General features: G+C 73.4%; 21 protein-coding genes, 2 tRNA genes and 1 pseudogene. 10 read left to right on the top strand and 14 right to left on the bottom strand.

All coding sequences use genetic code 11. The annotated features are described in order from the left end of the window. Positions 1 to 116: 116 nt before the first annotated feature. Positions 117 to 1,988 carry a putative bifunctional diguanylate cyclase/phosphodiesterase gene (locus ACWF79_RS18705; RefSeq protein ID WP_453729198.1) on the bottom strand — a complete coding sequence of 624 codons (1,872 nt, stop codon included), beginning with the start codon at positions 1,986 to 1,988 and terminating at the stop codon, positions 117 to 119. 325 nt (positions 1,989 to 2,313) lie between these two features. Between ACWF79_RS18705 and ACWF79_RS18700 the strand changes: the two genes are divergently transcribed. Beyond that, entirely contained in the window at positions 2,314 to 3,597 is a 1,284-nt protein-coding gene (locus tag ACWF79_RS18700; RefSeq protein WP_453729197.1) for a M6 family metalloprotease domain-containing protein, read from the top strand. A 45-nt stretch (positions 3,598 to 3,642) separates the two neighbouring features. On the opposite strand, the gene ACWF79_RS18695 is transcribed toward ACWF79_RS18700, so the two are convergent. The 4 genes from ACWF79_RS18695 to ACWF79_RS18680 all read right to left on the bottom strand — a co-directional run bounded on the left by ACWF79_RS18695 (position 3,643) and on the right by ACWF79_RS18680 (position 5,641). Then, positions 3,643 to 3,716, bottom strand: a tRNA-Lys gene (locus ACWF79_RS18695). Next, complete coding sequence (locus ACWF79_RS18690; RefSeq protein WP_453729196.1) at positions 3,707 to 4,357, bottom strand: bifunctional DNA primase/polymerase; 651 nt, start codon at positions 4,355 to 4,357, stop codon at positions 3,707 to 3,709. Before ACWF79_RS18690 ends, ACWF79_RS18695 begins: the two co-directional genes overlap by 10 nt. A 177-nt stretch (positions 4,358 to 4,534) precedes the next feature. Next, positions 4,535 to 4,891 (bottom strand): hypothetical protein, encoded by a 357-nt coding sequence (locus ACWF79_RS18685; protein WP_453729195.1) that lies wholly within the window; start codon positions 4,889 to 4,891, stop codon positions 4,535 to 4,537. 117 nt (positions 4,892 to 5,008) lie between these two features. After that, a complete protein-coding gene (locus ACWF79_RS18680; protein ID WP_453729194.1) occupies positions 5,009 to 5,641 on the bottom strand; it encodes a TetR/AcrR family transcriptional regulator in 633 nt (210 codons plus the stop codon). Positions 5,642 to 5,708: 67 nt separating this feature from the next. On the opposite strand from ACWF79_RS18680, the gene ACWF79_RS18675 reads away from it, so the two are divergent. Further along, a complete protein-coding gene (locus ACWF79_RS18675) occupies positions 5,709 to 6,275 on the top strand; it encodes a peroxiredoxin-like family protein (RefSeq protein ID WP_453729193.1) in 567 nt (188 codons plus the stop codon). Between the two features lie 2 nt (positions 6,276 to 6,277). On the opposite strand, the gene ACWF79_RS18670 is transcribed toward ACWF79_RS18675, so the two are convergent. From ACWF79_RS18670 to ACWF79_RS18660, 3 genes are all read right to left on the bottom strand, one after another. Further along, entirely contained in the window at positions 6,278 to 7,615 is a 1,338-nt protein-coding gene (locus ACWF79_RS18670) for an AAA family ATPase (protein WP_453729192.1), read from the bottom strand. After that, positions 7,612 to 9,204, bottom strand: coding sequence for a hypothetical protein (locus ACWF79_RS18665; protein WP_453729191.1), 1,593 nt, complete (start codon positions 9,202 to 9,204; stop codon positions 7,612 to 7,614). The genes ACWF79_RS18670 and ACWF79_RS18665 overlap by 4 nt, the downstream gene beginning before the upstream one ends. A 115-nt stretch (positions 9,205 to 9,319) precedes the next feature. After that, positions 9,320 to 10,513: a hypothetical protein gene (locus ACWF79_RS18660; RefSeq protein ID WP_453729190.1), complete on the bottom strand. Its 1,194-nt coding sequence runs from the start codon at positions 10,511 to 10,513 to the stop codon at positions 9,320 to 9,322. A gap of 181 nt (positions 10,514 to 10,694) precedes the next feature. On the opposite strand from ACWF79_RS18660, the gene ACWF79_RS18655 reads away from it, so the two are divergent. Further along, positions 10,695 to 11,291, top strand: coding sequence for a histidine phosphatase family protein (locus tag ACWF79_RS18655; RefSeq protein ID WP_453729189.1), 597 nt, complete (start codon positions 10,695 to 10,697; stop codon positions 11,289 to 11,291). A gap of 202 nt (positions 11,292 to 11,493) precedes the next feature. On the opposite strand, the gene ACWF79_RS18650 is transcribed toward ACWF79_RS18655, so the two are convergent. After that, the gene (locus tag ACWF79_RS18650) at positions 11,494 to 12,786 is read right to left on the bottom strand and encodes a tetratricopeptide repeat protein (protein ID WP_453729188.1); all 1,293 of its coding nucleotides are present in this window, start codon (positions 12,784 to 12,786) and stop codon (positions 11,494 to 11,496) included. A 222-nt stretch (positions 12,787 to 13,008) separates the two neighbouring features. Between ACWF79_RS18650 and ACWF79_RS18645 the strand changes: the two genes are divergently transcribed. Together ACWF79_RS18645 and ACWF79_RS18640 are read left to right on the top strand one after the other, a co-directional pair. Beyond that, complete coding sequence (locus tag ACWF79_RS18645; protein WP_453729187.1) at positions 13,009 to 13,476, top strand: hypothetical protein; 468 nt, start codon at positions 13,009 to 13,011, stop codon at positions 13,474 to 13,476. A 104-nt stretch (positions 13,477 to 13,580) separates the two neighbouring features. Continuing rightward, the gene (locus tag ACWF79_RS18640) at positions 13,581 to 14,456 is read left to right on the top strand and encodes a spermidine synthase (protein WP_453729186.1); all 876 of its coding nucleotides are present in this window, start codon (positions 13,581 to 13,583) and stop codon (positions 14,454 to 14,456) included. Positions 14,457 to 14,499: 43 nt separating this feature from the next. Here ACWF79_RS18640 and ACWF79_RS18635 read toward each other — a convergent pair whose 3' ends face one another. Then, complete coding sequence (locus ACWF79_RS18635; RefSeq protein ID WP_453729185.1) at positions 14,500 to 15,048, bottom strand: hypothetical protein; 549 nt, start codon at positions 15,046 to 15,048, stop codon at positions 14,500 to 14,502. A gap of 68 nt (positions 15,049 to 15,116) precedes the next feature. On the opposite strand from ACWF79_RS18635, the gene ACWF79_RS18630 reads away from it, so the two are divergent. The 3 genes from ACWF79_RS18630 (at position 15,117) to ACWF79_RS18620 (ending at position 18,926) form a co-directional block, all read left to right on the top strand. Continuing rightward, positions 15,117 to 15,815, top strand: a complete 699-nt coding sequence (locus ACWF79_RS18630) for a response regulator transcription factor (protein WP_453729184.1) — start codon at positions 15,117 to 15,119, stop codon at positions 15,813 to 15,815. Beyond that, positions 15,812 to 17,209 carry an ATP-binding protein gene (locus ACWF79_RS18625; RefSeq protein ID WP_453729183.1) on the top strand — a complete coding sequence of 466 codons (1,398 nt, stop codon included), beginning with the start codon at positions 15,812 to 15,814 and terminating at the stop codon, positions 17,207 to 17,209. Before ACWF79_RS18630 ends, ACWF79_RS18625 begins: the two co-directional genes overlap by 4 nt. A 223-nt stretch (positions 17,210 to 17,432) precedes the next feature. Beyond that, entirely contained in the window at positions 17,433 to 18,926 is a 1,494-nt protein-coding gene (locus ACWF79_RS18620) for a cellulose binding domain-containing protein (RefSeq protein WP_453729182.1), read from the top strand. 214 nt (positions 18,927 to 19,140) lie between these two features. Here the strand turns inward: ACWF79_RS18620 and ACWF79_RS18615 are convergent. The 4 genes from ACWF79_RS18615 to ACWF79_RS18600 form a co-directional block, all read right to left on the bottom strand. Next, a tRNA-His gene (locus ACWF79_RS18615) sits at positions 19,141 to 19,213 on the bottom strand. Between the two features lie 126 nt (positions 19,214 to 19,339). Then, a complete protein-coding gene (orn, locus tag ACWF79_RS18610; RefSeq protein ID WP_453729181.1) occupies positions 19,340 to 19,942 on the bottom strand; it encodes an oligoribonuclease in 603 nt (200 codons plus the stop codon). A gap of 171 nt (positions 19,943 to 20,113) precedes the next feature. Then, positions 20,114 to 21,283 (bottom strand): helix-turn-helix domain-containing protein, encoded by a 1,170-nt coding sequence (locus ACWF79_RS18605; protein WP_453729180.1) that lies wholly within the window; start codon positions 21,281 to 21,283, stop codon positions 20,114 to 20,116. Between the two features lie 397 nt (positions 21,284 to 21,680). Beyond that, positions 21,681 to 22,073, bottom strand: coding sequence for a hypothetical protein (locus tag ACWF79_RS18600; protein WP_453729179.1), 393 nt, complete (start codon positions 22,071 to 22,073; stop codon positions 21,681 to 21,683). Between the two features lie 359 nt (positions 22,074 to 22,432). Here ACWF79_RS18600 and ACWF79_RS18595 point away from each other — a divergent pair, with 359 nt between their 5' ends. Together ACWF79_RS18595 and ACWF79_RS18590 are read left to right on the top strand one after the other, a co-directional pair. Next, complete coding sequence (locus ACWF79_RS18595) at positions 22,433 to 22,954, top strand: universal stress protein (protein WP_453729178.1); 522 nt, start codon at positions 22,433 to 22,435, stop codon at positions 22,952 to 22,954. A 284-nt stretch (positions 22,955 to 23,238) separates the two neighbouring features. After that, positions 23,239 to 23,783, top strand: a pseudogene (locus ACWF79_RS18590) (GPR1/FUN34/YaaH family transporter); the annotation flags it as partial.

Below are 23,783 nucleotides of genomic sequence, written 5' to 3'. Positions count from 1 at the left end.
GGTGTCGTAGCCCCCTGAGCAGCACCCATGACCACTGCCCCCGCCCGGAAAGTCCCTCCGGCCGGGGGCAGTTCCATGCGCCCTTCAGGTCACACCGGCAGCGGGGAGGCTCCGCTTCACACCGGCAGCGGGGAGGTCCCGATCAGCTCCGCGATACGGTCCGGGGCCACCGCCCGCGAGTACAGCCAGCCCTGTCCGGTGTCGCAGCCGATCCGCCGCAGCCGCGTCGCCTGCCCCGAGGTCTCCACGCACTCGGCGGTCACCGTCAGGCCCAGCCGGTGCGCCAGCTGCACCAGCGCCTCCACGATCAGCTCGTCCGCCGGATTGGCGTGCGCCTCGTCCTGGAAGCCGCGCACGAACGATCCGTCGAGCTTCAGGACCGAGACCGGCAGCCGGCTCAGATACGCCAGGTTCGAATAGCCGGTGCCGAAGTCGTCGATGGCGATCCGTACGCCCATGTCGCTCAGCGCCTGGAGCGCCTGGAGCGGGCGGCCCGCCGAGCCCATCACCGCGGACTCGGTCAGCTCCAGCTGGAGCAGATGCGGCGCGAGACCGGTCTCCGCCAGGATGCCCGCCACGTCCGCCACCAGGTCGGAGTCCCAGACCTGTCGTACGGCCACGTTCACGCTCACGAACAGCGGCCGTTCGCGCGGATGGTCCTTCTGCCACTGCCGGGCCTGCGTGCACGCCGTACGCAGCACCCACCGCCCCAGCTCGACGATCGAGCCGTCCTCCTCGGCGATCCCGACGAACCGATTCGGCGGAAGCGTGCCGAACTGCGGATGGTTCCAGCGCACCAGCGCCTCCACCCCGTGCACCGCCCCGTCCGCGAGCCCGACCAGCGGCTGGTACTCCAGCGCGAACTCCCCGCGCTCCACGGCCGGGCGAAGGGTGGAGGAGAGTGCCTGCCGCGTCATCCGGTGGGCGTTGCGCTCCGGGTCGAAGAGCGTCCAGCGGGCCTTGCCGTCGGCCTTCGCCCAGTACAGCGTGGTGTCGGCGGCCTGCATGAGACCCGTCGCGGTCGTCCCGCGCGCCCCCCGCTCCACCACCCCGATCGAGGCGGAGACGGAGAGCCGCTGCCCGGCGAGGTCGAAGGGGCGCTGCAGCGCGCAGAGGACGGACTGCGCCAGATCCGCGAGCTGTTCGGTCCCGGCGGAGTCCTCGACCAGGATCGCGAACTCGTCGCCGCCGAGCCGCGCCACCAGGTGCCCGCCGCTCCTGGTGTAGCCGTCGTTGTCCGCACACTCCGTCAGCCGGGCGGCGACGGCGGCGAGAAGCCGGTCGCCGATGCGGTGGCCGAGCGTGTCGTTGACCGCCTTGAAGCCGTCGAGATCGAGGTAGCAGAGCCCGATCCGCCCTGTTCCGCCATGCCCGTACGACTCGTAGGACTGATCCGGCCCGTACTCCTCGTCCTGGGCGGCGGCGGTCTCCAGGGCGACGGAGAGGCGCTCGAAGAACAGGGTCCGGTTGGGCAGTCGGGTCACCGGGTCGTGCATCTGGAGGTGGCGCAGCCGCGCCTGGAGTTCGCGCCGGTCGCTGATGTCCGCGATGGAGAGCAGGACGCGGCGGCTCTCGGGCACGGGGGCGACGGTGACCTCGGCCCAGAGCGAGCGCCCGTCGGGGTGTTTGAGGCGGCGGGTGCAGCGGAAGCGGGAGCGCCGGCCGCGCAGCACCTCGCGGTACGCGTGCCAGGTGCGGCCGTCGGAGGCGAGGTCTACGAGGTCGGCGGCGGCCTGCTCGCGCAGCGCGCCGGCCTCGGTGCCGAGGAGGGTGCCGAGGGCGTCGTTGGCGGAGATGACGAGGCCGTCCTGGTCGACGACGGCCATGGCGAGCTGCGCGGCACGGAAGGCGGCCCGGTAGTCGCGGAGTTCGGGGTGGCCGTCCGGATGGCCGTCCGGGTGCCCGTGGTGACGCTCCGTGATTGGGAGCGAGGGCTCTCGTGCGGGTGAGAGCCGGGTGTGCACCGGTCCTTCGGGGGTTCCGCTCACCGCTCGCTCCCGTAGTGCAGTCGGGCCGTACAGACGTGGTCGGGATAGGTCGGCCAAGGAAAGTGTGCCGATCATAGAGGGATCCCCGGCGGCCGTTCCAGCTTCGCGGGCGCCCCATGGCCCGGTGGACGCCCGGAGCCGCGTCCCGACGCGGCCAGGCCGATCGTTTCTGCGCGGGTCTGACGCGGGACAGCGTCGGCCTGACCGATTGTGACGTTCCGTGAGTCATTGAGGGCGCGTGTCGTGTCGACGCCATGTCGCGCGCTCACCCGAGTGGGGCACCGGAAAAGTGCGAAACACCGCAAACCGTCACAAGGTGGTTGAGGTGTCCCGCATTCCGCAGCCGGAGGTCCACGTGAGGGGTCAGCAGCCACCCGGGGGAGTGGACCGAGCACGGCTGCGTGCCTCCGCCGCCGCCTTCACCTCCCTGGTGGCGCTCGCCGCCACCGGGCTCGTGGCGGGCCCCGCCGTGGGCGCCCCGACGGCGGGTCCGTGCGCCCTGCCCCGTACCGCCGCGCACCACTCCCTCGGCCTCGACACCTGGAACGGCGCGTACCCGAAGCCCGCCCGCTCCCTGGACGCGGTCATGATCTTCCTGTCGTTCCCCGACTCCGAGCCGCTGACCACGCCCGGGGAACTGGCCGCCGACCACTTCCCCGGTACCAGCGACTTCTTCCGGCGCGCCTCCTACGGCCGCTTCGCGCTCCGCGCGGACACCCTCCCGGAGTGGACCCGGATGCCGAAGAGCTCGACGGCATACTCGATACGGCGTGACTGGGACGCCTCCAAGCGGACGGCGTACTTGCGCGACGCGCTGGCGGCGGCGGACCGCGAGGTCGACTTCGCGCGGTACGACATCGTCTATCTGGTCGCCGACCCCGACGCGCCGGGGGTGGACTCCGACGCGACCAAGGTGGTGAACCTGGAGCAGCCGCTCAAGGTGGACGGCGCGGAGATCAGGCGGGTCGTCACCGTCTTCGAGCGGCATCCGCCGGACCGCAACGTCCTCGCGCACGAGACCGGGCACGTCTTCGACCTGCCGGACCTCTACCACCGGCCCATGGACGGCAAGGGCGACTGGGACACCCATGTGGGGGACTGGGACGTCATGGGCAGCCAGTTCGGTCTCGCGCCGGAGCCCTTCGGCTGGCACAAGTGGAAGCTGGGCTGGCTGGACCGGCGCCAGGTGACGTGTGTGCAGGGGCCGGGCAGCCGCCTGTTCAGCCTGGAGCCGCTGGCGGCGGCGCCGGTGGCCGGCGGCTCGGTCGGCAACCGGCTCGCGGTGGTCCGTACGGGTGTCGGGACGGCGCTCGCGATCGAGGCGCGGGGCGCCACCGGCAACGACCAGGGCACCTGCAAGGAGGGCGTGCTGATCTACCGCGTACGGAACGAGGCGGCGTCCGGCGACGGCCCGATCGAGGTCGTGGACGCCCACCCGAAGACCGAGGCCTGCTGGGACCGGTCGGTGTACCCGCCGCTGGCGGACGCGCCGGTGGGGGTGGGCGAGACGTTCACGGTGCCGGGAGACGGCACGCGCGTGGAGGTCGCGGACCGGACGCGGGCGGGGGCGTGGACGGTGAAGGTGACGGTGCCGAAACCCTCTGGATGAACAACGAGAAAGCCCCTCGCTCTCGCGAGGGGCTTTCTCCGTCTGTGCGCCGCCAGGGACTCGAACCCCGGACCCGCTGATTAAGAGTCAGCTGCTCTAACCAACTGAGCTAGCGGCGCCTGCTGACGTCGTAGACCTTAGCACCCTGATCGGCGCCAGGAAAAATCGAAATCCGCACGTCGGCGGCGGAGGCCGCGCGGACCGCCCGGACGCAGGCCCAGAGCATGACCTCGGGGCCGGGCAGCCAGGGGTGCCGGGTGTCGGGGGCGACGACCCAGCGGGGGCCTGTGGGCGGGCCGGGGGTGAGCGGGGGGATCGTCACGGCGTCCCCGAGGCCGTGGCAGAGGGGGTACGGGACGGCGTCGCCCCACTCCTCCCAGTGCAGCAGGGCCGGCAGCCGCTGGGCGGTGCCGGGCGCGGCGAAGAGCAGCATCCGCCCCCGGTGGACGGCGACGGGCCCGGAGCCGGGGCCTTCCGCCCAGAGCCGGTCGAGCATCCGGCGCCCGAAGATCGAGTCCACGTTCACGACGTCGAAGGCCGTCCCGCAGGAGAGCGCGGCGGGGGCGGACGGCCGGGACTCCCAGAGCGCGAGCGTGGAGGTGGGGTACGAGGCGGCGGAGGCGAGCCACTCGGCGCCGGCGGCGGTCACGTGGGCGGAGTGGTGGCGCCGGTCGTCGGGGTCCCGAAGGAACTGGAAGATGTCGTGCCGACCGCTCTGGGCGGGGCTCAAGGGGGTCTCGTCTCGCAGCCATGCGCTCATGACCCAAGATCTACCGCCAGTGACGGACCCGTTTCACCGAGTTGCGGGAAACCCGGACAGGGCGGGTGCGGGGGGAGTATCTTTCGCCCCGGCATATGCCAGAGGGTGGTGGCGGCGCGGCCCGTCGTCGACCGGGGCCCTCGTGTCGGGCCTGGCCCCGACCGACGGTCCGCCGGGCTAGTCGTCCGTCGGGGTGCCGCCCGTACGGAGCAGGTCGCGGCCGAAGTCGATCATGCGGCGGGCGTAGTCCTCGGTCCACTCGGCGCGGTCGGCGACGTCCGCCGCCGTCAGGCGGTCGAAGCGGCGCGGATCGGCCAGCTGGGCCGCCGCCATCGCCTGGAACTCGATCGCCCGGTCCGTCGCCGCGCGGAACGCGAGCGTCAGCTCGGTCGCGCGCGCCAGCAGCTCCCGCGGGTCCTCGATCGACTCCAGGTCGAAGAAGTGCTCCGGGTCGGCGGTCGCCTCGGCGGGCTCGAAGATCAGCGGTGCGGGCCGGAGCCGCCGTTGCTCGTTCCGCTCCGCGGATTCCGCCATGGTCCTTCTCCTCCTCGCACACGCACGGCCCGGACTCCCGGGCCTGCTTCCATTGTCCCGCGCCGCGCAAGAGGGCGGGTCGCGGGTGGGAACTTCCTGGGGGGTGCCCGGCGCGGGTCAGGGCCGGGGCGCCCCCTGGCCGTCGAGGCCGCGCAGATACACCGCGAGTCCGCCGAAGAACTCCTGTTCGGCGTCGATCCCGGGTGCGTCCCGGGCGGCCTGCGTCATGTACGGGAAACGCTCCTGCGGCAGCTCGGCGATGGTGCTCGTGCCGGTGCCGGCGAGGGAGCCGAGGTGTTCCAGCTGGATGGCGCCGACGACGTACGCGACGAGGCCGCGCAGGGCGACGACCCGCCGCTCACCGTCGATGCCGGCCTCGGCGAGGAGCCCGAGGACCGACTCGGACCAGCGGAGCAGCCCGGGCAGCCGGTGGCGGTGGCTGACGGTCAGCGGGGCGGCGGCCGGGTGGGCGCTCACACTCGCGCGCAGCCGGGCGACCATGACGACGACCCGGTCGCGCCAGGGCGGCCCGGCGGGGGGTGGGGTCGGGTCGACGGAGCTCAGGACGCGCTCGGCGACGAGCCCCTCCAGCTCGTCGCGGTCGGCGACGTACCGATAGAGCCCCATGGTGCTCATGCCGAGCTCCTTGGCGACGGTGCGCATCGAGAGGCCGGGGAGCCCGTCGCGGTCGATGACGGCGAGGGCGGCGGCGGCCAGGTGGTCCGGGGTGAGGGAGCGAGGGCGCGGCATGGGTTGACAGCGTACGGCATACGCCTACGCTGATGGGAGTACAGCGTACGCCTATCTGGAGGTGCTCATGCTCGTGCCCGGCGCCCGCGTCCCCGTCACCACGCTCGCCCCGGTCCTCGGCGGACCGGTCGCCTTACGGGACCCCGACCCCGACCCCGGCAGGCTCGTCCACCTGCAGTTCCGCCGCTTCGCCGGCTGCCCGATCTGCCACCTCCATCTGCGCTCGTTCGTCCGCCGGTACGAGGAGATCGAGGCGGCCGGGATTCGCGAGGTCGTGGTCTTCCACTCACCTCCGGAGGAACTGCGCCCGCATGTGGACGGCCTGCCGTTCCCCGTCGTCGCCGACCCGGACAAACGGCTCTACGCCGCGTTCGGGGTGGAGGCCTCGCCGCGCTCGCTGCTCTCCCCGCGTGCCTGGGGGCCGATCGCCCGGGCCGTGGTGCTGGGCACCTGGGCGATGCTGCGCGGCCGCGCGCGCCCGCCGGTACGGAACCCCCGGGGCGGCCGCCTCGGCCTGCCCGCGGACTTCCTGATCACCCCGGACGGCCACGTGGCCGCCGCGAAGTACGGCACGCACGCCGACGACCAGTGGCCGGTCGACGAACTCCTCGCCCTCGCGGCCACCAGGCCCTGACCTCAGGGTTTCCAGGCGACCCGGTGCTCCGCCAGATGTGCGAGGACCGCGTGGTTCGCCTCCCAGCCGTCCGGGAACTTGACCGTGACGCCGAGTTGGACCGGTTCCGTCGAGGGGTGGGCGTCGAGGAGGTCGGAGACGCCGGCGCGGCAGACGACGATGCAGGCGTGGCGGTGGCGGGAGGCCAGGACGCACAGGCGGCCCGTCTCCAGGTGGAAGGCCGTGGCGTCCGGGCGGCCCGACAACGGGTGCAGGACGACCGTCACGTCGTACTCGCGGCCCTGCAGGCGGTTCGCCGTGTCCACGGTCATGCCCGCGACACCCAGTTCGGCAAGCGCCGCGCGTACCGCCGCCGCCTGGTCGCGGTGGGCCGTGCCGACCGCGACGCGGTCCGGGGTCAGCGGGACCGGGTCCGGGCCCCGCTCGCTCACCGCCGCGCCGCCCCGGTCAAGGAGCCGCCGCACCACGAGCGCGACCGCGCGGACCGCCTCCGGGTCCGTGCGCGGGGTGTGCCGGGCCGGGAGCTCCAGCAGGCCCCAGCCCGACTCGGCGGCCTCGTCCAGGACCCGGTCGGGACCGGAGCCGTCCGACGGCACCCCGAACGTCAGCCGCCGGTCACCGTGGTCCGTGCCGCTGCGGAACCGCGTGTACGGATAGAAGGCGTCGGACACCAGCGGCGCCGCCGACGCCGGCAGCCGCCACGACACCGGCAGCCGGTGCTGCGGCAGCTCCGGGTTGTGCGCCAGGAGCGTGGAGACCGCGCTCGCCGACGGGTCGTACGACAGGCCCGCCCACTGCTCCGCGCCGACCACCGAGAACGGGTCCAACTGCCCCGGGTCGCCCACGAACAGCGCCCGCTCGAAGAGCCCCGCCACCGCGAGCAGCGCGTCCGAACGCATCTGGTACGCCTCGTCCACGATCGCGTGCGCCCACGGCTCGACGTTCTTCACGTGCGCCCACTTCGCGGCCGTCGAGATGACCACGTCAAGACCCGCCAGGTCCCCCGCCTTCGCCGACTTCCGTACGTTCTCCAGGTCGTCGAGCGCCTTGTCGTACGGATCGCTGTCGTTCGAGTGCAGCCGCCCCACCGGCAGGTCGGGCCGCTTCTCCGCGAGCCGCAGCACCAGGTCGTCCACCTGCGTGTTCGTCTGCGCGACCACCATCAACGGGCGCCCTGCGTCGGCGAGTTCGAGCGCCGCGCGGACCACGAGTGTGGACTTGCCGGCCCCGGGCGGGGAGTCCACGACGACGCCCCGGGCGTTCCCGTGCAGGGTGTCGGCGAGGATCCCGGCCGTCGCCCGAGCGGCCTCGGCCGAAGGGTCGAAGGGCTTGAGGGTCACAGCACATCCTCCGGCGTCACGGCATCGGGCAGTTCGGCGACGTCGGAGCGCGGGGGTCCGCCGTGCGTCCAGGGCGTCTCCTCCGGGTCGGGCAGCTTCGCGCCCATCCGCTGGTCGTGCTCGAAGAGCGTCCAGGCGATCCGCTCGCCCTTCTCCGGCACCGACCCCTCGGCCGGCTCCTTCGACCGGCCCATCCGGTCGGTGATCCGCAGCACGAGCGCGCCGTCACCCTCCTCGTACCGCACGAACTCCGCGGTCTGCGGCTTGCCTTCGAGCGAGCGGTACACCTTGACCCCGGCGCCCAGGTGCGGCCGGTCGTCCGTACGGACCGTGAGCAGCGGGCGCGGCGAGGGCCGCTTCGACTCCGACCAGGCCATCGTCACCTCCACCACCTCCGCGACGAACGCCTCGCCCGCGAGCCGGCGCCCCGCGAGCACCAGCGGATCGTCCAGGGCCTCCTGCGCCTCCAGCTGGCCCTGCGCCGCCTCGCGCGTCGCGAGCTTCTGCGCCGCCGCCACCGCGTCGTCGCGGCGGGGCTGAGGCGGCTCACCGGCCACGACCCGGTCGCGGTGACCGGTGAACGACCAGCGGTCGCGGGTCCAGCGGTCCGCGACCCGGGATCCCTCCGGCAGCTCCCGCAGCAGGTCCAGGGCGCGCCACACCGCGTGCCACGTCGGCCGGAGCTGCGAGTCGATCAGCCGACGGATCTCCCGCTCGGCGCGGTGCAGTTCGGCGAGCCGCTCGTCGGCGCTCTCGCCGTCCTCGGCCGAGGCCAGCGCCTGCCGGGCCCGGTCGAAGCGCTCGATCGCGGGCGCGAGCAGCCGGTTGTCGAAGGCCGGGTCGGTCGCCGGACCGGCGGGCGGGCAGAGCAGCTGCCCGTCGCGGTCCCGGCCCAGCTCGGCGCGGAGCGCCGCCTCGGCGCCCGACTCGTCGTCGTCGGGGTCGATCCACGCCAGGAGCGCGCCGAGGTGCTGGTCCTCCAGGGAGGACTGGCCCGTCGCCCAGTGCCGGTTCAGCAGATCCGTCGCCGAGAGCAGCAGCGAGGAGCCCGGGACGCGGGCCCGCTCGCCGAGGTGCGTCAGCCAGCGTCCCAGCAGCGGTACGCGGGGCGGTGCCGGGAACGGCGTCTCCGGGTCCTGCTCCGCCGTGCGCCGGAACCGCATCGACCGCCCGAGCAGCCGTACGTACTCGATGCCCGCCCTGCTCGGCACGACCAGCTGCGGCGCGTCCGCGCACAGGTCGACCTCGACCTTGACCTTCTTGCCCGTCTCCGGGTCCGTCTCGTTGCGCTCCGCCGCCTCGACGACGTCCGTGAACCCGTCGATGTACGGCAGGACCTCCTCGGCAAGGTCCGCGAGGAACGCGAACCGCAGGTCCCGGTCGCGCGGCTGCGCCACGACAAGGAGCCGGGGCTCCTCCCGGTCCGTTCCGACGAGCGCGCCGAGCGGCGCACCCGCCTCACCGGCCGTCGTCAGCGGTACGAGGACGAGGGGCCGCTCCGCGACATGCCGGTGCCGGACCGTGGCCAGCGGCTGCGCCCGCCCGGACTCGACGGCCTCCAGGCGGGCCAGGGTGGAGATCAGCGACATGAGGGGCCTCCGTGGGAGCGGTCCGAGCCGGGGCACGCGGCGATCCGGCCACGCGACTTCGGCCGCGGGGTTCCGGTGGGCTCGTTCCGCGTCGGCTCAGGGGGGAGGCTCAGGCTCAGCACGCGCGTGCCCCCTCGCCCGTACGGGCCGGGGCGGCGGCCAGCGCCTCGTCGCGCAGGGCCCGCGCCCGGCGCAGGGCCTCGACCGTCGGGTCGTCCGCGTCGCCCTCCTCGCCACGGGCCGCCGCCAGGACCGCGCCGACCGTCGTCAGGCCGCCCAACTCGCCCCGTACCGAACGGCCCAGCGTCTCCACCGCGCCCGCCTGCCGGGACCGCTCGCGGCAGTGGAACGCCAGCTCGCACGCGGACAGGCACTCCGGCGCGTACGCGTGCGGGACCGACTCCACCGCCGCTGTCAGCTCCTGCGCCGAGCAGCTCTCCACGTCGAAGGTGACGCCCTCCGGCAGCGCGGCCGCGATGTCCTCGACGCGGGTGAGCCGGGTCAGCTGACGACGGGTCACCGACAACTGCTTGCGTACGTCGACGACCGAGGCCGTCGGCAGGTTGGAGAAGTCCTTCGGGCAGACGAGGAGCACCTGGTGCGCCACCTCGGCCCCTTCGGTCAGCGCCGCGATCCGCTCCAGGGCCAGCACGTACACCGCCGACTGGCGGGCCGCCGCACCCACCTTGGCCGCGTCCGCCGAACCGTCGATCATCGGGAAGGACTTGATCTCCACGACCGTCCACCGGCCGTCGGGGTGCACCACGACGGCGTCCGGCTCCAGGTAGGCGGGGGAGCCCGCCACCTCCAGGGCCAGCATCGGGTGGTCGAGCAGCGCCCACGCGCCGGCGGCGGTCGCCTCGCGCAGCGCCAGGGCCGTGCGGGCGGCGCGGCCCTCGGGCCCGGCCGCCGCGAGGTCCGGGACCTGGACCGCGCCGACCGCCCCGGGCTCCTCGATGCCGAGCAGCCGCAGCAGCTCGCGCCCGCCGTCCGCCTTGACCTTCGCCTCGAAGGCGTTGCCCCGCATGAACGCGAACTGCGACTGCCCGAACGCCGCCGGTGAGCCGAGCTTCGCCGCGAGCGCGGTCTTGTCCACCCCGGCGCCGTCGAGCAGGGCGCGCCGCCGGCAGCCGGGGTTGGCGGCGAGCGCCGCCAGGGCCCGCGCGTCCAGCGGGTGCGGCACCACGGTCGGCCCGCGCAGCTCGGCGAGCCGCGCCCGCACGGGCGGCCGCGCCGGAGCAGGGGAGGCCCCGTGCCGTCGTGTCGTCTGCGGAGGGAGAGAGGCTCCGCCGTCGAGGGATTCGCTCACCCGCGGAAGTCTCCCATCCGCCACTGACATCCGGTCGTCGTTCTCGCCCGGGAGACGGCGGGAGAGGGCGGGAGCCTTGCGGGGCCGGGCACGGGGACGCCCGCGCGTCGCCGCGAATTCAGGTGGGAGATGATGGAGGTACACCCGATTGACCAGCCCCGTCGAACCTTCAGGAGCCTTCATGGCACCGCGCATCCTGCTCGCCCGGCACGGCCAGACCGAATGGTCGCTGCTCGGCCGTCACACCGGCAGGACGGACATCCCGCTTCTCGAAGAGGGGCGACGCGGCGCGAAGCTGCTCGGCGAGCGGCTGCACCGGGGCGTGTGGAACGGCCTGCCGAACGTGGAGGTCCGCACGAGTCCGCTGGTGCGTGCCCGGGAGACCTGCGACCTCGCGGGCTTCGGCGACCGCGCCCAGGACTGGGACGCGCTGATGGAGTGGGACTACGGCGCGTACGAGGGGCTCACCCCGGCGCAGATCCAGGAGCGCCGGCCCGGCTGGCTGCTGTGGAGGGACGCCGTGCCGGAGGGGGAGAGCCTGGCCCAGGTCGCGGCGCGGGCCGACGAGGTCGTTCAGTGGGCGCGGTCGGAGGACCGGGACGTCCTGGTCTTCGCGCACGGCCACATCCTGCGTACGCTCGCGGCGCGCTGGCTGGGCGAGGACGTCTCCTTCGGCGCCCGGATCCGCCTCGACCCCACGAGCCTGTCGATCCTCGGCTGGGCGTACGGCGAGCCGGCCGTGGAGCGCTGGAACGACACCGGCCACATGGAGCCGTAGGCCCGCGCCTCGGCCGACGAGTCGTAGGACCGCGCCTTCGCGGACCAGCCGTAGGCCCGTGCCCTCGGCGGCCAGCCGTAGGACCACATCGGCCGACCAGTCGTAGGACCGCGCCTTCGCGGACCAGCCGTAGGCCCGTGCCCTCGGCGGACCAGCCGTAGGACCGCATCCTCGGCCGACCACCAGTCGTAGGACCACGCCCTCAGCGGACCGTCGCCAGGACCCGGCTCGTCTCGGTCAGGATGCGGCGGATTCGGGAGGACTGGACGTCTCCCAGCGAGTCCATCACGCGCCGGGCCTCCGCCGCCGCCTCGTCCGGGCGGCCCGCGTGGGCCAGGTTGCTCGCGAGCTGGGCGCGGTAGAGGGCGAGGTTGCGGGCGAAGTGGGGGTTCTGGAGGACCGTCGCGCGGTGGGCGTGGCGGGCCGCCCGGCTCCAGTCGCCGAGCGCCGCCCAGCAGTGCGCCTCCTGCGCCTCCAGCTCCGGTTCCCCGAAGAACGACATCCACTCGGGGTCCCGGTCGCTCGGGCCCTTGGCGAAGTGGCCGTGTGCGCGGCCGAGGGCCTGCTCGCAGGCGGACCGGTCGCCGAGCCCGGCCCAGGCACCCGCCTCCCGCAGGGAGAGCAGGGAGAGCAGCCGGGCGGAGGCCAGCGGCTGCGCCGCCCGCAGCCCGGCCTGTGCGGCCCGCACCGCCTCCCGGTACCGGCCCGCGTCCCTGGCCAGGAACGACGTGTTGCAGAAGGCATGCGCCTCCAGGGCCGGATCGCCCGCCACGCGCGCGGTGGCGAGGGCCTCCGCGTAGTGCGAGCGGGCCTCGTCCACGCGGCCCGAGTCGTGGGCCAGCCAGCCCACGGAGATCGCGAGCTCGCCCGCGCCCGCGTGCAGCCGGTCCTCGGTGGAGCGGCGGGCCGTCGTGCCCGCGTCGAGCAGGGCGTACGCCGCGCGCAGCGGCTGGGCGGCGGCCTTGTAGAGACCCTCGGCGCCGTGCCGGTCGTCGAGCAGCCGGATCTGGCGTACGGCGTCCTCGACGGCGCGGACCTCGGCCTCGCCGATCCTGTGTGCCCCGCGAGGGGCGGGGATCGCGACGGCCGTGCCGCCGAGTCCCAGCGAGACGGCCGCCACGGTGGCGGTGCCGCTCGTCATGAATGCGCGACGCAGCACGTCGCTCTCCTCATCGTTCCGGGTGGTGATGGCGGGTGCGGGCGGTGCCCCGGCCGGGACGGCCGCCGGCCGCCGGCCGCGTACCGCCTCCCGTGCCGAGAAGCCCAGGTCCGCCAGGGAGCGGCCGGGGAACATGTGCAGGAACACCCGCTCGTACGCGTAGTTGGGGCAGCGGATCTCACCCGCCTCCACGCGCCCGATGTAGCGGGCGTCGCACGCGACCTGCTCGCCGATCTCCCGCGCCGCCCGCCGGACCGCCGCGGCGAACTCCGCCGGCGAGTGCTGTCCGCGGAGCCGGCGGAAGGCGAGATTGGGAACTGCCCCTGACACCGCCATGGCCGAGCCCTCTCCTGTGCTGCCGGTGTTCCGGCGAGGCAAAACGTACCTGCTGTGATCGACCGCACACGCAGGGTTTTGCCATAAATCGGATATCTCGCTTGCGATCTGCCATGAACTGCCATCCTTTGCGGCGGCGTGCCGCCGTAGCCGTTGACGCGCACGGCCGTTGAACCATGCGGAGAGACGGAACGTGTCTTCTCAGGAGCAAGGAGGGGTCCCTTGTTGGAGATCGGATCGCAGTCGACCGCACTGCACGCACCCACCCCGGACGCCAGTGCCCCCCACGCCGGTGCCCCGCACGCCGGTGCCCCCCAGGCCGAGCCCTGCGACCTGGTGACCGTTCCGGTCCGCCAGGGCCTGGAAGCCGTGGACATCCTCCGTCGCGGCGGGACCCCGCTCGTCGGCCCCGTGCTGCACGACGGCGCCTGCGACACCCTCGGCTTCCTCGTACCGCCCGGCACGGCGGCGGGCTGGGACATGCCGGGCAGCGCGTGTACGCAGACCTCCGGGCGCGGCCTGCGGATCCCCGAGCTGCCGGAGCTGCCCGAACCCGCCGGTGACATGCCACGCCCGGCCGGCTGGCTCCTGCCGCCCGGCGACTCCGGCGAGGTCACCGACCCGGCCGTGCTCCGCGAGGCCCTCGGCCAGGCCGCCCGCCTGATCGAGGCCGCCGACGGCTGCCGCTAGGGCCCCGTCTGGATCATGCCGGGCGCGCGGGCCCTGGCCCCGAGCGCCGCTGCCCTGTGAGCCCGCGGGCTCCGTCGGGCGGGGATCTGGCGCGCACGCCGATAATGGGGCACGTGGCAAAGAACAAGCAGCGGGACCGGGCGGCAGCCGCCGTCGCCGTCGTCGAGACCGTCGACGGCGGACTCGCGGAACTCATACCCGACCGGGAGCGGCCCCGCGGCTGGACGCTGCTGATCGACGGCGCCCCGCAGTCGCACGTCGACCTCGACGACCCCGCCCATCTCTCGTTCGAGTACCAGCGACGCCTCGGCCACATCGCCGATCTCGCCGCCCCGCCGAACCGGCCCCTCCAGGCCGTCCACCTCGGCGGCGGCGCCTTCACGCTCGCCCGCTACATCGCCGCCACCCGGCCCCGCTCCACCCAGCAGATCGTGGAGCTCGACGGGACGCTGGTCCAGCTCGTCCGCCGTGAGCTGCCCCTCGACACGGCCGCCCGCATCCGGGTCCGCTCCACCGACGCGCGCGCAGGGCTCGCCAAGGTGCAGGACGGCTGGGCGGACCTGATCATCGCCGACGTCTTCAGCGGAGCGCGCACCCCCGCGCATCTGACCAGCGCGGAGTTCCTTACCGAGGTACGCCGGGTCCTGAGGCCGGGCGGTTTCTACGCGGCGAACCTCGCCGACGGGCCGCCGCTGACCCATCTGCGCGGCCAGATCGCGACCGCCGCCACCGTCTTCCCCGAACTCGCGCTGACCGCCGACCCCACCGTGCTGCGCGGCCGCCGCTTCGGCAACGCCGTCCTCCTCGCCTCCGACCGCGAGCTGCCCGTCGCCGAACTGACCCGCAGGGTGGCGACCGATCCGCATCCCGGTCGCGTCGAACACGGCCGGGCGCTCGCCGACTTCACCGGCGGCGCGGCCCCCGTCACGGACGCCAGCGCCAAGCCCTCTCCCGTACCGCCGGCGGCCGCCTTCCGCTAGCGGTCCGTACGTCAGCGACCCGTACGCCCGTGGTCCGCGTACGTCAGCGGTCCTCGATCTCCACGCGCGGCGCGGTGTCGTGCCACACGCAGAAGACCGACAGCTCGCGCCCGTCCTTGGTGAACGTGACCCGGATCCAGGTGGGCTGCTTCCACACCTGCATCTGCCAGCCCGAGGCCGGGGTCGCCGAGACCAGTTCCGCCGAGGTCGCCCCGAGGTCGAAGGCGACCCGCCCGCCGTCCACGGCGTAGCTCTTCACGTTCCCGCCGTCCTCGGCCGGTGTCGTGGCCGGGGGCTTCGGGGTGCTGGGCCGGCGCGACGGGGTCGCCGACGGCGTCGGCGAGGTGGCGGTGGCCGGTGGCGTGGTGGAGGCCGTCGGGCCCGGGTCCCGCGTGGAGGAGGTGCGCGTGTCGCCGCCCTCGGCGTCCGGCCCCTCGCTGCCGGTCCCGGCCGGAATGGGCAGGGCGCGCGGCGGGTCGTAGACCGTGCCGGCCAGCACCGTGTGCACACCCCACCAGGAGAGCGTGACCGCCGCGCCCGTGGCGAGCGACCACGCCATGGCGTGTACGAGTCCTCTACGCATCCGGGCCATACTGCACCACCGGCCGCGGAGCCGTCCCCGAGGGTCCCGGTTCCCCCGTATGGCGTACGGTGCGGGCCATGGCAAGTGTGCTCGTGGTCGAGGACGACCAGTTCGTGCGCTCCGCCCTCATCCGGCATCTGACCGAGGCCTCCCACACCGTACGGAGCGTCGGCACGGCCCTGGAGGCGCTGCGCGAGGTCGCCCATTTCCGTTTCGACGTGGTCATCCTGGACCTCGGACTGCCCGATCTGGACGGGTCCGAGGCGCTGAAGATGCTGCGCGGCATCACCGACGTACCGGTGATCATCGCCACCGCGCGGGACGACGAGGCGGAGATCGTCCGGCTGCTCAACGACGGCGCCGACGACTACCTCACCAAGCCCTTCTCCGTGGAGCACCTGTCGGCGCGGATGGCCGCCGTGCTGCGCCGCTCGCGGGCCGCGGGCGAGGTCCCGCCGTCGCGGGTGATCCAGGTCGGCGGTCTGTCCATCGACCCGCTGCGCCGGCAGGCGGAGCTCGACGGGGACCGGCTCGACCTGACCCGGCGGGAGTTCGACCTGCTGGCGTTCCTGGCCGGCCGGCCCGGTGTGGTCGTCCCGCGCAAGGAACTGCTCGCCGAGGTGTGGCAGCAGTCCTACGGGGACGACCAGACCATCGACGTCCATTTGTCATGGCTGCGAAGGAAGTTGGGCGAAACGGCCGCCCGGCCCCGCTATCTGCACACCTTGCGCGGGGTGGGCGTGAAGCTCGAACCGCCCCGGGAGCAGCAGCCGTGAGATGGGCACTCGTCAAGGTGTCGCTGGCCGTCACCGCCATGGTCGTCTTCGCCTTCGCCGTACCGCTCGCGCTCGTCGTCAAGGAGATGGCGAGCGACCGGGCCTTCTCCAACGCCGAGCGGCGGGCCGCCGGGCTCGCGCCCGTCCTCGCCATCACCACCGACCGCGGTGAGCTCGACCGGGCCGTTGCCACCACCGAGGACGGCGCCGCCGGCCGGATGGCCGTCCATGTCCCGCCGGCCGAGGAGGGCGGCCAGAGCCTGGAGATCGGCACCCGCCGGGCCACGGCGAAGGACCTGCGGACCACCCGGGAGCTGGGGCGGGCCACCATCGCCGAGGTGGAGGGCGGCTCGGTGCTGCTCCAGCCCACGGCGCTCTCCTCGGGCCAGGTCGCCGTCGTCGAGCTCTTCGTCCCCGAGGGCGAGGTCACGAACGGGGTCGCCACCGCCTGGCTCGTGCTGGCCGGTGTCGGCCTCGCCCTGATCGTCGGTTCGGTCGCCGTCGCCGACCGGCTCGGCGTGCGGATGGTCCAGCCCGCGCAGCGCCTCGCGGGCGCCGCCCACGACCTGGGCGAGGGCAGGCTCGGCGCGCGGGTCCCCGAAGAGGGGCCGCCGGAGCTGAAGTCGGCCGCGATCGCCTTCAACTCCATGGCCGACCAGGTCGTCCAGCTCCTCGCCAACGAGCGCGAGCTGGCCGCCGACCTCTCCCACCGGCTGCGGACCCCGCTGACCGTGCTCCGGCTCAACGCGGCCTCGCTCGGCTCCGGTCCGGCGGCCGAGCAGACCCGGGCCGCCGTCGAGCAGCTGGAACGCGAGGTCGACACCATCATCCGGACGGCACGGGACGCCAAGCCGCAGACGCAGGGCCCCGGGCCCGGCGCGGGCTGCGACGCCTCCGAGGTCGTACGGGAGCGGATGGACTTCTGGTCCGCGCTCGCCGAGGACGAGGACCGCAAGGTACGGGTCGCGGGCATCGAGCGTCCGGTACGCATCCCGGTGGCCCGGCCCGAACTCGTCGCCGCGCTCGACGCGCTGCTCGGCAACGTCTTCCGGCACACCCCGGAGGGCACGGCGTTCTCGGTGGACGTCCACAACGGCGACGACGCCGTGATCGTCCTGGTCTCGGACGCCGGGCCCGGTATCGCCGACCCGGCCGCCGCCCTGGCGCGCGGCAACAGCGGCCACCGCGACGGCTCGACCGGCCTCGGCCTGGACATCGTCCGGCAGATGGCGGAGGCCACGGGTGGTGACGTCCGCATCGGGCACTCGGTGCTCGGCGGGACGGAGGTCCGGATCTGGATCGGCCTGGACGGCCGCCGCTCCGGCACCGGAGCGGGCGGTCGACGCCTCCAGCGGGGACGCCGCAAGAAGGCCCCCGCCCAGCGCCCGAGGTGAGCGCCGCCGGCGGGTCGTCCTGACGCGCGGGCTCAACGCCTTCGCGCCCGCCGTGGGGGCGGCCGGCGGGCTTCGCGCCTGTCCGAACCTTTCCTCGTCCCGATGCCTTCCTTAAGCGGAGCCTAAGAATCCCAACCCCGGTCCTCACGTAGGCATTTGTCCGTTCCCCTGTCGCTAGCGTGCTGCCGCACCCCCACCCCCGGCACACAGAGGCAGGCACGCGATGGGCACCACCAGTTCGCACCGGCGCAGGGCGAGCGGCAGGACGAAGGTCATCGGCGCGGTCGTCGCGGCGGCGGTGGCCGGCGGCGCGGCGTTCGCACTCACCGGCACCGCGCAGGCCGCCGCCGTGGGCGCCGCGTACACCCGCACCAGCTCCTGGACGGGCGGCTACACCGGGCAGTACGTGGTCACCAATGAGACCTCCAGCGTCCAGCCGGGGGGCTGGACGCTGGAGTTCGACCTGCCGGCCGGGACGACGATCGGCTCGCTCTGGAACGGCGAGCACACCGTCTCCGGCCGACACGTCACCGTGAAGCCCGCGAGCTGGAACAAGGAGCTCGCCCCCGGACAGTCCGTCACCGTCGGCTTCGTCACGTCGGCGGCGGGGGAGGCGGGCGACCCCGCCAACTGCCTCATCAACAAGGCTTCCTGCTCCGTCGGCGGCGCCACCCCGACCCCCAGCGGCCGCCCGACCGAGCAGCCCACGGCGACCGCCCCGGCCACGCCGAGCGCGCCCGCGACCACGGCACCGCCGAGGCCCACGACCTCCGCCCCGGCCCCCAGCCCGACTCCGACGGCGACCGCCACCGGCGCCCCGGGCGGTGCCGCGAAGTTCGCGCCGTACATCGACACCTCCCTCTACCCGACGTACGACATGCTCGCGACCGCCGACGCCACCGGGGTGAAGGAGTTCAACCTCGCCTTCATCACCTCCGGCGGCTCCTGCGCCCCGCTCTGGGGCGGTGTCACCGACCTCGCCGACGACAAGGTGGCCGCCCAGATCGGCGCCCTGCGGGCCAAGGGCGGCGACGTCCGGGTCTCCTTCGGCGGCGCCGCAGGCCACGAACTGGCCCTGAACTGCGCGAACTCCACCGACCTCGCGGCCGCGTACGGCAAGGTCGTCGACCGGTACAAGCTCACCAAGGTCGACTTCGACATCGAGGGCGCGGCCCTGCCGGACACCGCCGCCAACACCCGCCGCTCCCAGGCCATCGCCCAGCTCCAGAAGTCCCACCCCGGCCTGAACGTCTCCTTCACCCTGCCGGTCATGCCCGAGGGCCTGACCCAGCCGGGCGTGGACCTGCTGGCCGACGCGAAGAGGAACGGCGTCCGCGTCGACGCCGTCAACATCATGGCGATGGACTACGGACCGGCCTACAGCGCCGACATGGGTACGTACGCGATCCAGGCCGCGACCGCCACCCAGGCCCAGATCAAGGGCGTCCTCGGCCTCTCCGACGCCGCCGCCTGGAAGGCCGTCGCCGTCACCCCGATGATCGGCGTCAACGACGTCACGACCGAGATCTTCAAGGTCGACGACGCCACCCAGCTGGTCGACTTCGCGCGGTCCAAGGGCATCGGCTGGCTGTCGATGTGGTCCTCGACCCGCGACAAGCAGTGCGCCGCCGGCGCCGTGAACCACGCCGACGCCACGTGCTCGTCGATCCTTCAGCAGCCGCTGGCCTTCACCAAGGCGTTCGCCGCCTACAAGTAGCCCACGGGCCGGCCGGCCCACGGATCGGCCGGCCCACGGACCAGCCCGGACACCCCGGGCCACAAGCCCCCGTGTCCCCCCACAACGCGCGCCCCGGCCGGAGCCCCTACCCCCGGCCGGGGCGCGCCCTTCGTGGAGCCGGGTGACCGTCGTCACATCACGCGCGAAAACGACCGAGGCCCCGGTTCTTTCGAACCGGGGCCTCGGCCTTCAGGGTGAGTGACGGGACTCGAACCCGCGGCATCCTGGACCACAACCAGGTGCTCTACCAGCTGAGCTACACCCACCATGACCGGCGGTTTCCCGAAGGTTTCCCCGACCGGCCGAGAAGAAGTCTACAGGGTCCGGGAGGGTGCTCGCGCCCGCATTCGACCCGGGGGCGTCAGAGGGGCGTCAGGGGCGCGAGCGGGGCGCTACTCCGGCGGCAGGACGTGGCGCGCGGCGATCTGCTTCGCCGTGTCGGAGTCCGGTCCGGGCTGCGGGACGAAGATCGCCTCACGGTAGTAGCGCAGCTCGGCGATGGACTCGCGGATGTCGGCGAGCGCCCGGTGGTTGCCGCTCTTCGCCGGACTGTTGAAGTACGCCCTCGGGTACCAGCGGCGGGCCAGTTCCTTGACCGAGGAGACATCGACGATCCGGTAGTGCAGATGGCTCTCCAGGGCCGGCATGTCCCGCGCGAGGAAGCCGCGGTCGGTGGAGACCGAGTTTCCGCACAGCGGTGCCTTGCCGGGCTCCTTCACGTGCTCGCGCACGTAGGCGAGGACCTGCGCCTCGGCGTCGGCGAGGGTGGTGCCCTGGGCCAGGACGTCGAGGAGGCCGGAGGACGTGTGCATCAGGCGCACGATCTCGGGCATGGTCTCCAGCGCCGCCTCCGGCGGGCGGATCACGATGTCCACGCCGTCGCCGAGCACGTTCAGTTCCGAGTCGGTGACCAGTGCGGCCACCTCGATGAGTGCGTCGTCCGTCAGCGAGAGCCCGGTCATCTCGCAGTCGATCCACACCATGCGATCGTTCATGCGTCCTACCTTAGGGGGTGTCCTGCGGGTCAGGGCCTGGGACGGACGGGCGCCGCGTCCGTACGCCGACAAGCGTCGCGAGCGTACGCCGACGGGCGTCCGGGAAAGGTGATCCCGGACGCCCGTCGGTTCTCGCGGTGCGCGGCTTGTGGCGCGCGGTCTGGGCCGCCCCTAGGGGGCGCTGCGCTGGCCCGGCAGGGCCGCGCGCCCGGAGGCGTACGCGTCGGGCTGCGGCTTGCCCGGGTCCAGCGGGCCCCCGGGGCGCCGGACGACCGGCGAGCCCTGCGGTGGCACCAGCGGGTCGAGCACCGCCGTCGTCGTCTCGGCCTGCGGGCGCCTGGCCCGGTAGGCCGCGCGGTACGCGGCCGGCGAGGAGCCGAGCTGGCGGCGGAAGTGCCCGCGCAGCGCCACCGGCGAGCGGAAGCCGCAGCGTCCGGCGACCTCGTCGACCGAGTAGTCGGAGGTCTCGAGCAGCCGCTGCGCCTGGAGCACCCGCTGGGTGATCAGCCACTGCAGAGGGGCGGACCCCGTCAGCGAGCGGAAGCGCCGGTCGAACGTACGCCGTGACATGTACGCGCGGGCCGCGAGCGTCTCCACGTCGAACTGCTCGTGGAGGTGCTCCAGGGCCCAGGCGACGACCTCCGCGAGCGGGTCGGCGCCGATCTCCTCGGGTAAAGACCTGTCGAGGTAGCGCTCCTGGCCGCCGCTGCGCCGCGGCGGGACGACGAGCCGGCGCGCCAGGGCGCCCGCGGCCTCCGCGCCGTGGTCGGTCCGCACGATGTGCAGACACAGGTCGATGCCGGCCGCGGTGCCGGCCGAGGTCAGTACGTCCCCGTCGTCGACGAAGAGCTCCCGCGGGTCCACGTGGACCGACGGATAGCGCTTGGCGAGCGTCGGCGCGTACATCCAGTGTGTGGTGGCCGGGCGGCCGTCGAGCAGCCCGGCGGCGGCGAGCACGAACGCGCCGGTGCACAGACCGACGATCCGCGCGCCCTCTTCGTGTGCCCGGCGCAGTGCTTCGAGTGCCTCCGGCGGCGGCGGCGAGGTGATCGACCGCCAGGCCGGTACGACGACGGTTCCGGCGCGACTGATCGCGTCCAGGCCGTACGGCGCGGTCAGTTCGAGGCCCCCTGTGGTCCGCAGCGGGCCGTCCTCGCCGGCGCACACGAGCAGCCGGTAACGCGGTACTCCGGCGTCCTGCCGGTCGATGCCGAACACGGAGAGCGGGATGGAGCTCTCGAAGATGGGGCCGCCGCTGAACAGCAGCACCGCGACTACTTCGCGGCGGCGGCGCCCGGACAGCTTCCGTGCGGCCTCCGTTACGGCGGAGTCCTGGCTCATGACGCTAAGCCCCCCTCGGTGTTCGCGTCTCCCTGGTCCTGTCGCTCCTGCACGATTCCCCTCGGTTTTGCACGAGACCCCAGTCTTCGATACTCATGATCGAATCTACTGTGTTCCGTGGCGCCGGCGTGACAAGTTCTCCATCCGGCACATTGTCGACAAGGCAACTTGGCGCGAAGCATTCGATCACGAAGCGTTCCACTCGCGGGCCGCGCAGGGAAGTGCGCGTTGCCCGCATGGCCCATCCCCGTAGGGTGCGCGGGCCCGGCGTGAGGCTTTCAGGCCTGGTGGCACCAGGGTTGAGGGCACATTCCGGCAAGGACTCGCCGACATCTGGAACTTGGCTGAAATCATATGGGTCCGAGTGTGCGAATGCGTCAGCTTCGCGGGGGGTGCCTCACCCCTGGCGGTGGTTCCGTCCGCCGTGCGAGCGGCGCCCGCGGGGAGCCGCCGCCTCCGCCCGCAGACCGCGTTCCGCGCGGCGCAGCAGCACCCGGCAGACCGCCGTCACCGCGGCGAGCCCGAGCGCCGTTCCGGCGGCCCCGCCCAGCGAGGTGCCGTAGACGACGAGGACGACCGGGACGAGGACGCAGCAGAAGACCGCCCACCGCACGACATCGCCCGCCGATTCCGCCGCGCCGCCCGGGGTGCTCCCGGCCGCACTCCACGCCGCGCTCCGTGCCGTGCCCCCCGGCGGCTCCGGGGCGCGTCGGCGGCCGGGTCCCCGCGCCGGGGCGGGGGAGTAGGGGGAGGTGGGGAGGTCGGTGGTGGCGGCCGTTGGTGCGGGCACGGGCGGGTGCTCCCTTCGACGGGGACTGGACCTGTGGCAACGAGAAGCGGAACGTTCCGGTCACTGCCGGGGGCCTCCGTTTGGCCCCCGCGGGGACGGCTGCGCCGACACCTGGACGGACACCTGTAGGGCACAAGCGGCATTGCCATATCGGGAGGGGCTCGTGCATGCTCCCTGGAAAGCCGTGCGAGCGCCGGGCGCGGGCCTGGACGGCTCTGGGCAGGAGAGGAGTGTCGCCGTACCCTTGGGGGTATGGGCTTGGGAAGATGATTCCCGGACACAGCCCCGCCGCCAACTGATGCTCCGTACGACGTTCTCCCCTTTCCCTTCCCACAAGGATCTTCTTCGCCGAGACACCGATGGCCGGTCACGAAATCCCCGAACCCGCGGACCGCAAGCGCGTCGCCGACTCCACGGTCGACCCCCTCGCGGTGGAACAGCCACGTCACTCCTGTGATCCCGCCTTCCGGCACGGAGTGGTCGTCGGCTTCGACGGCTCGACGTCCAGTGAGCGGGCCCTCGCGTACGCCATCGGCATGGCCCGCCGCTCCGGCTCCGGCCTGATCATCGTGCACGTCGCCAACAGGCTCCCCACCACCGTCTGGGCGGGGTGCGAGCCGCCGGTCTTCGTCGACGTCCCCGACCACCGCACCGAGGTGCTCGGTCTGGAGCTCGCCTGCGCGGACTACCTGGCCGAGGTGCCGTGGATCCTCGTGGAGCGCGGCGGTGACATCTGCCACGAGCTGGAGGAGGTCGGCCGGGAGTACTCGGCCGACGCGATCGTGGTCGGCTCGACGCACGGGATCGTCGGCCGGATCTTCGGCTCGGTCGCCGGCCGGCTCGCCAAGCGCGCGCAGCGGCCCGTGATCGTCATCCCGTAGTCGCCCGATCGCCTAGATGGCCTGATCGCCTCGATCGTCCCCTGAGCTTCCTCTTCTCGACGACTCGTCAACTCCCTTGGTGCGGCGATAATTTCTGCCGCCGTCAGGTGATTTGTGTGCTTGTGAAGGGTAGGTAAAGGTCACCGGAACAAGCAGCTCACGCAGCACAACTGCCCACTTGAAGGGAGCCCGCCGTGGACAACGACGTCGCCGCGGGAAACACGACCTCCACTCTCGGCCACCTCGCGCTCGGACTGACCCTGCTGGCCTTCGGCATAGGCAGCACCGGCGTGATCGACAACGTCGCGGCGTCGGACGCCGCATCCCTCGCCACCTGGGTCGGCGGGGTGGCGCTCTTCCTCGTCGGTCTGCTCGCCCTGCGCGCCGGCAACGGCGGTGAGGGCACGGCCTATTCGGCGCTCGGCGCGTTCTGGTTCACCTGGGGGACCGGAGTCGGCGACGGCGGTTCGGCCGAGGCGACCGGGCTCTTCCTGCTGCTGTGGGCGCTCCTCGCGCTCACGCTGACCATGGCGGCCGCGGGCAGCGGTCTGTTCGGACAGGGCGTCTACGGGCTGCTGTTCGTCGCCCTGCTGCTGCTCGGCATCGGCGCACTCGCCGACAACGGCGGTCTGGCGAAGGCGGGCGGCTGGGTGGCCGCGGTGGCGGGCCTCATGGCCTGGTACGGCGCGACGGCGGCGGTGGCCCACTGGCCGATGTCGCTGAACCGCTCGGGCCGTCGGGCGGCCGCGGCGAGCAAGATGGCCGAGATCGGTACGGACGCGCAGATCTACGACCACCCGACGCACCCCTACACCCAGGCGCTGCTCTC

Source organism: Streptomyces sp. NPDC054975 (assembly GCF_053609105.1).
Note: the sequence above shows the minus strand (reverse complement) of the source record. Positions and strands in the feature narration are given on the sequence as shown.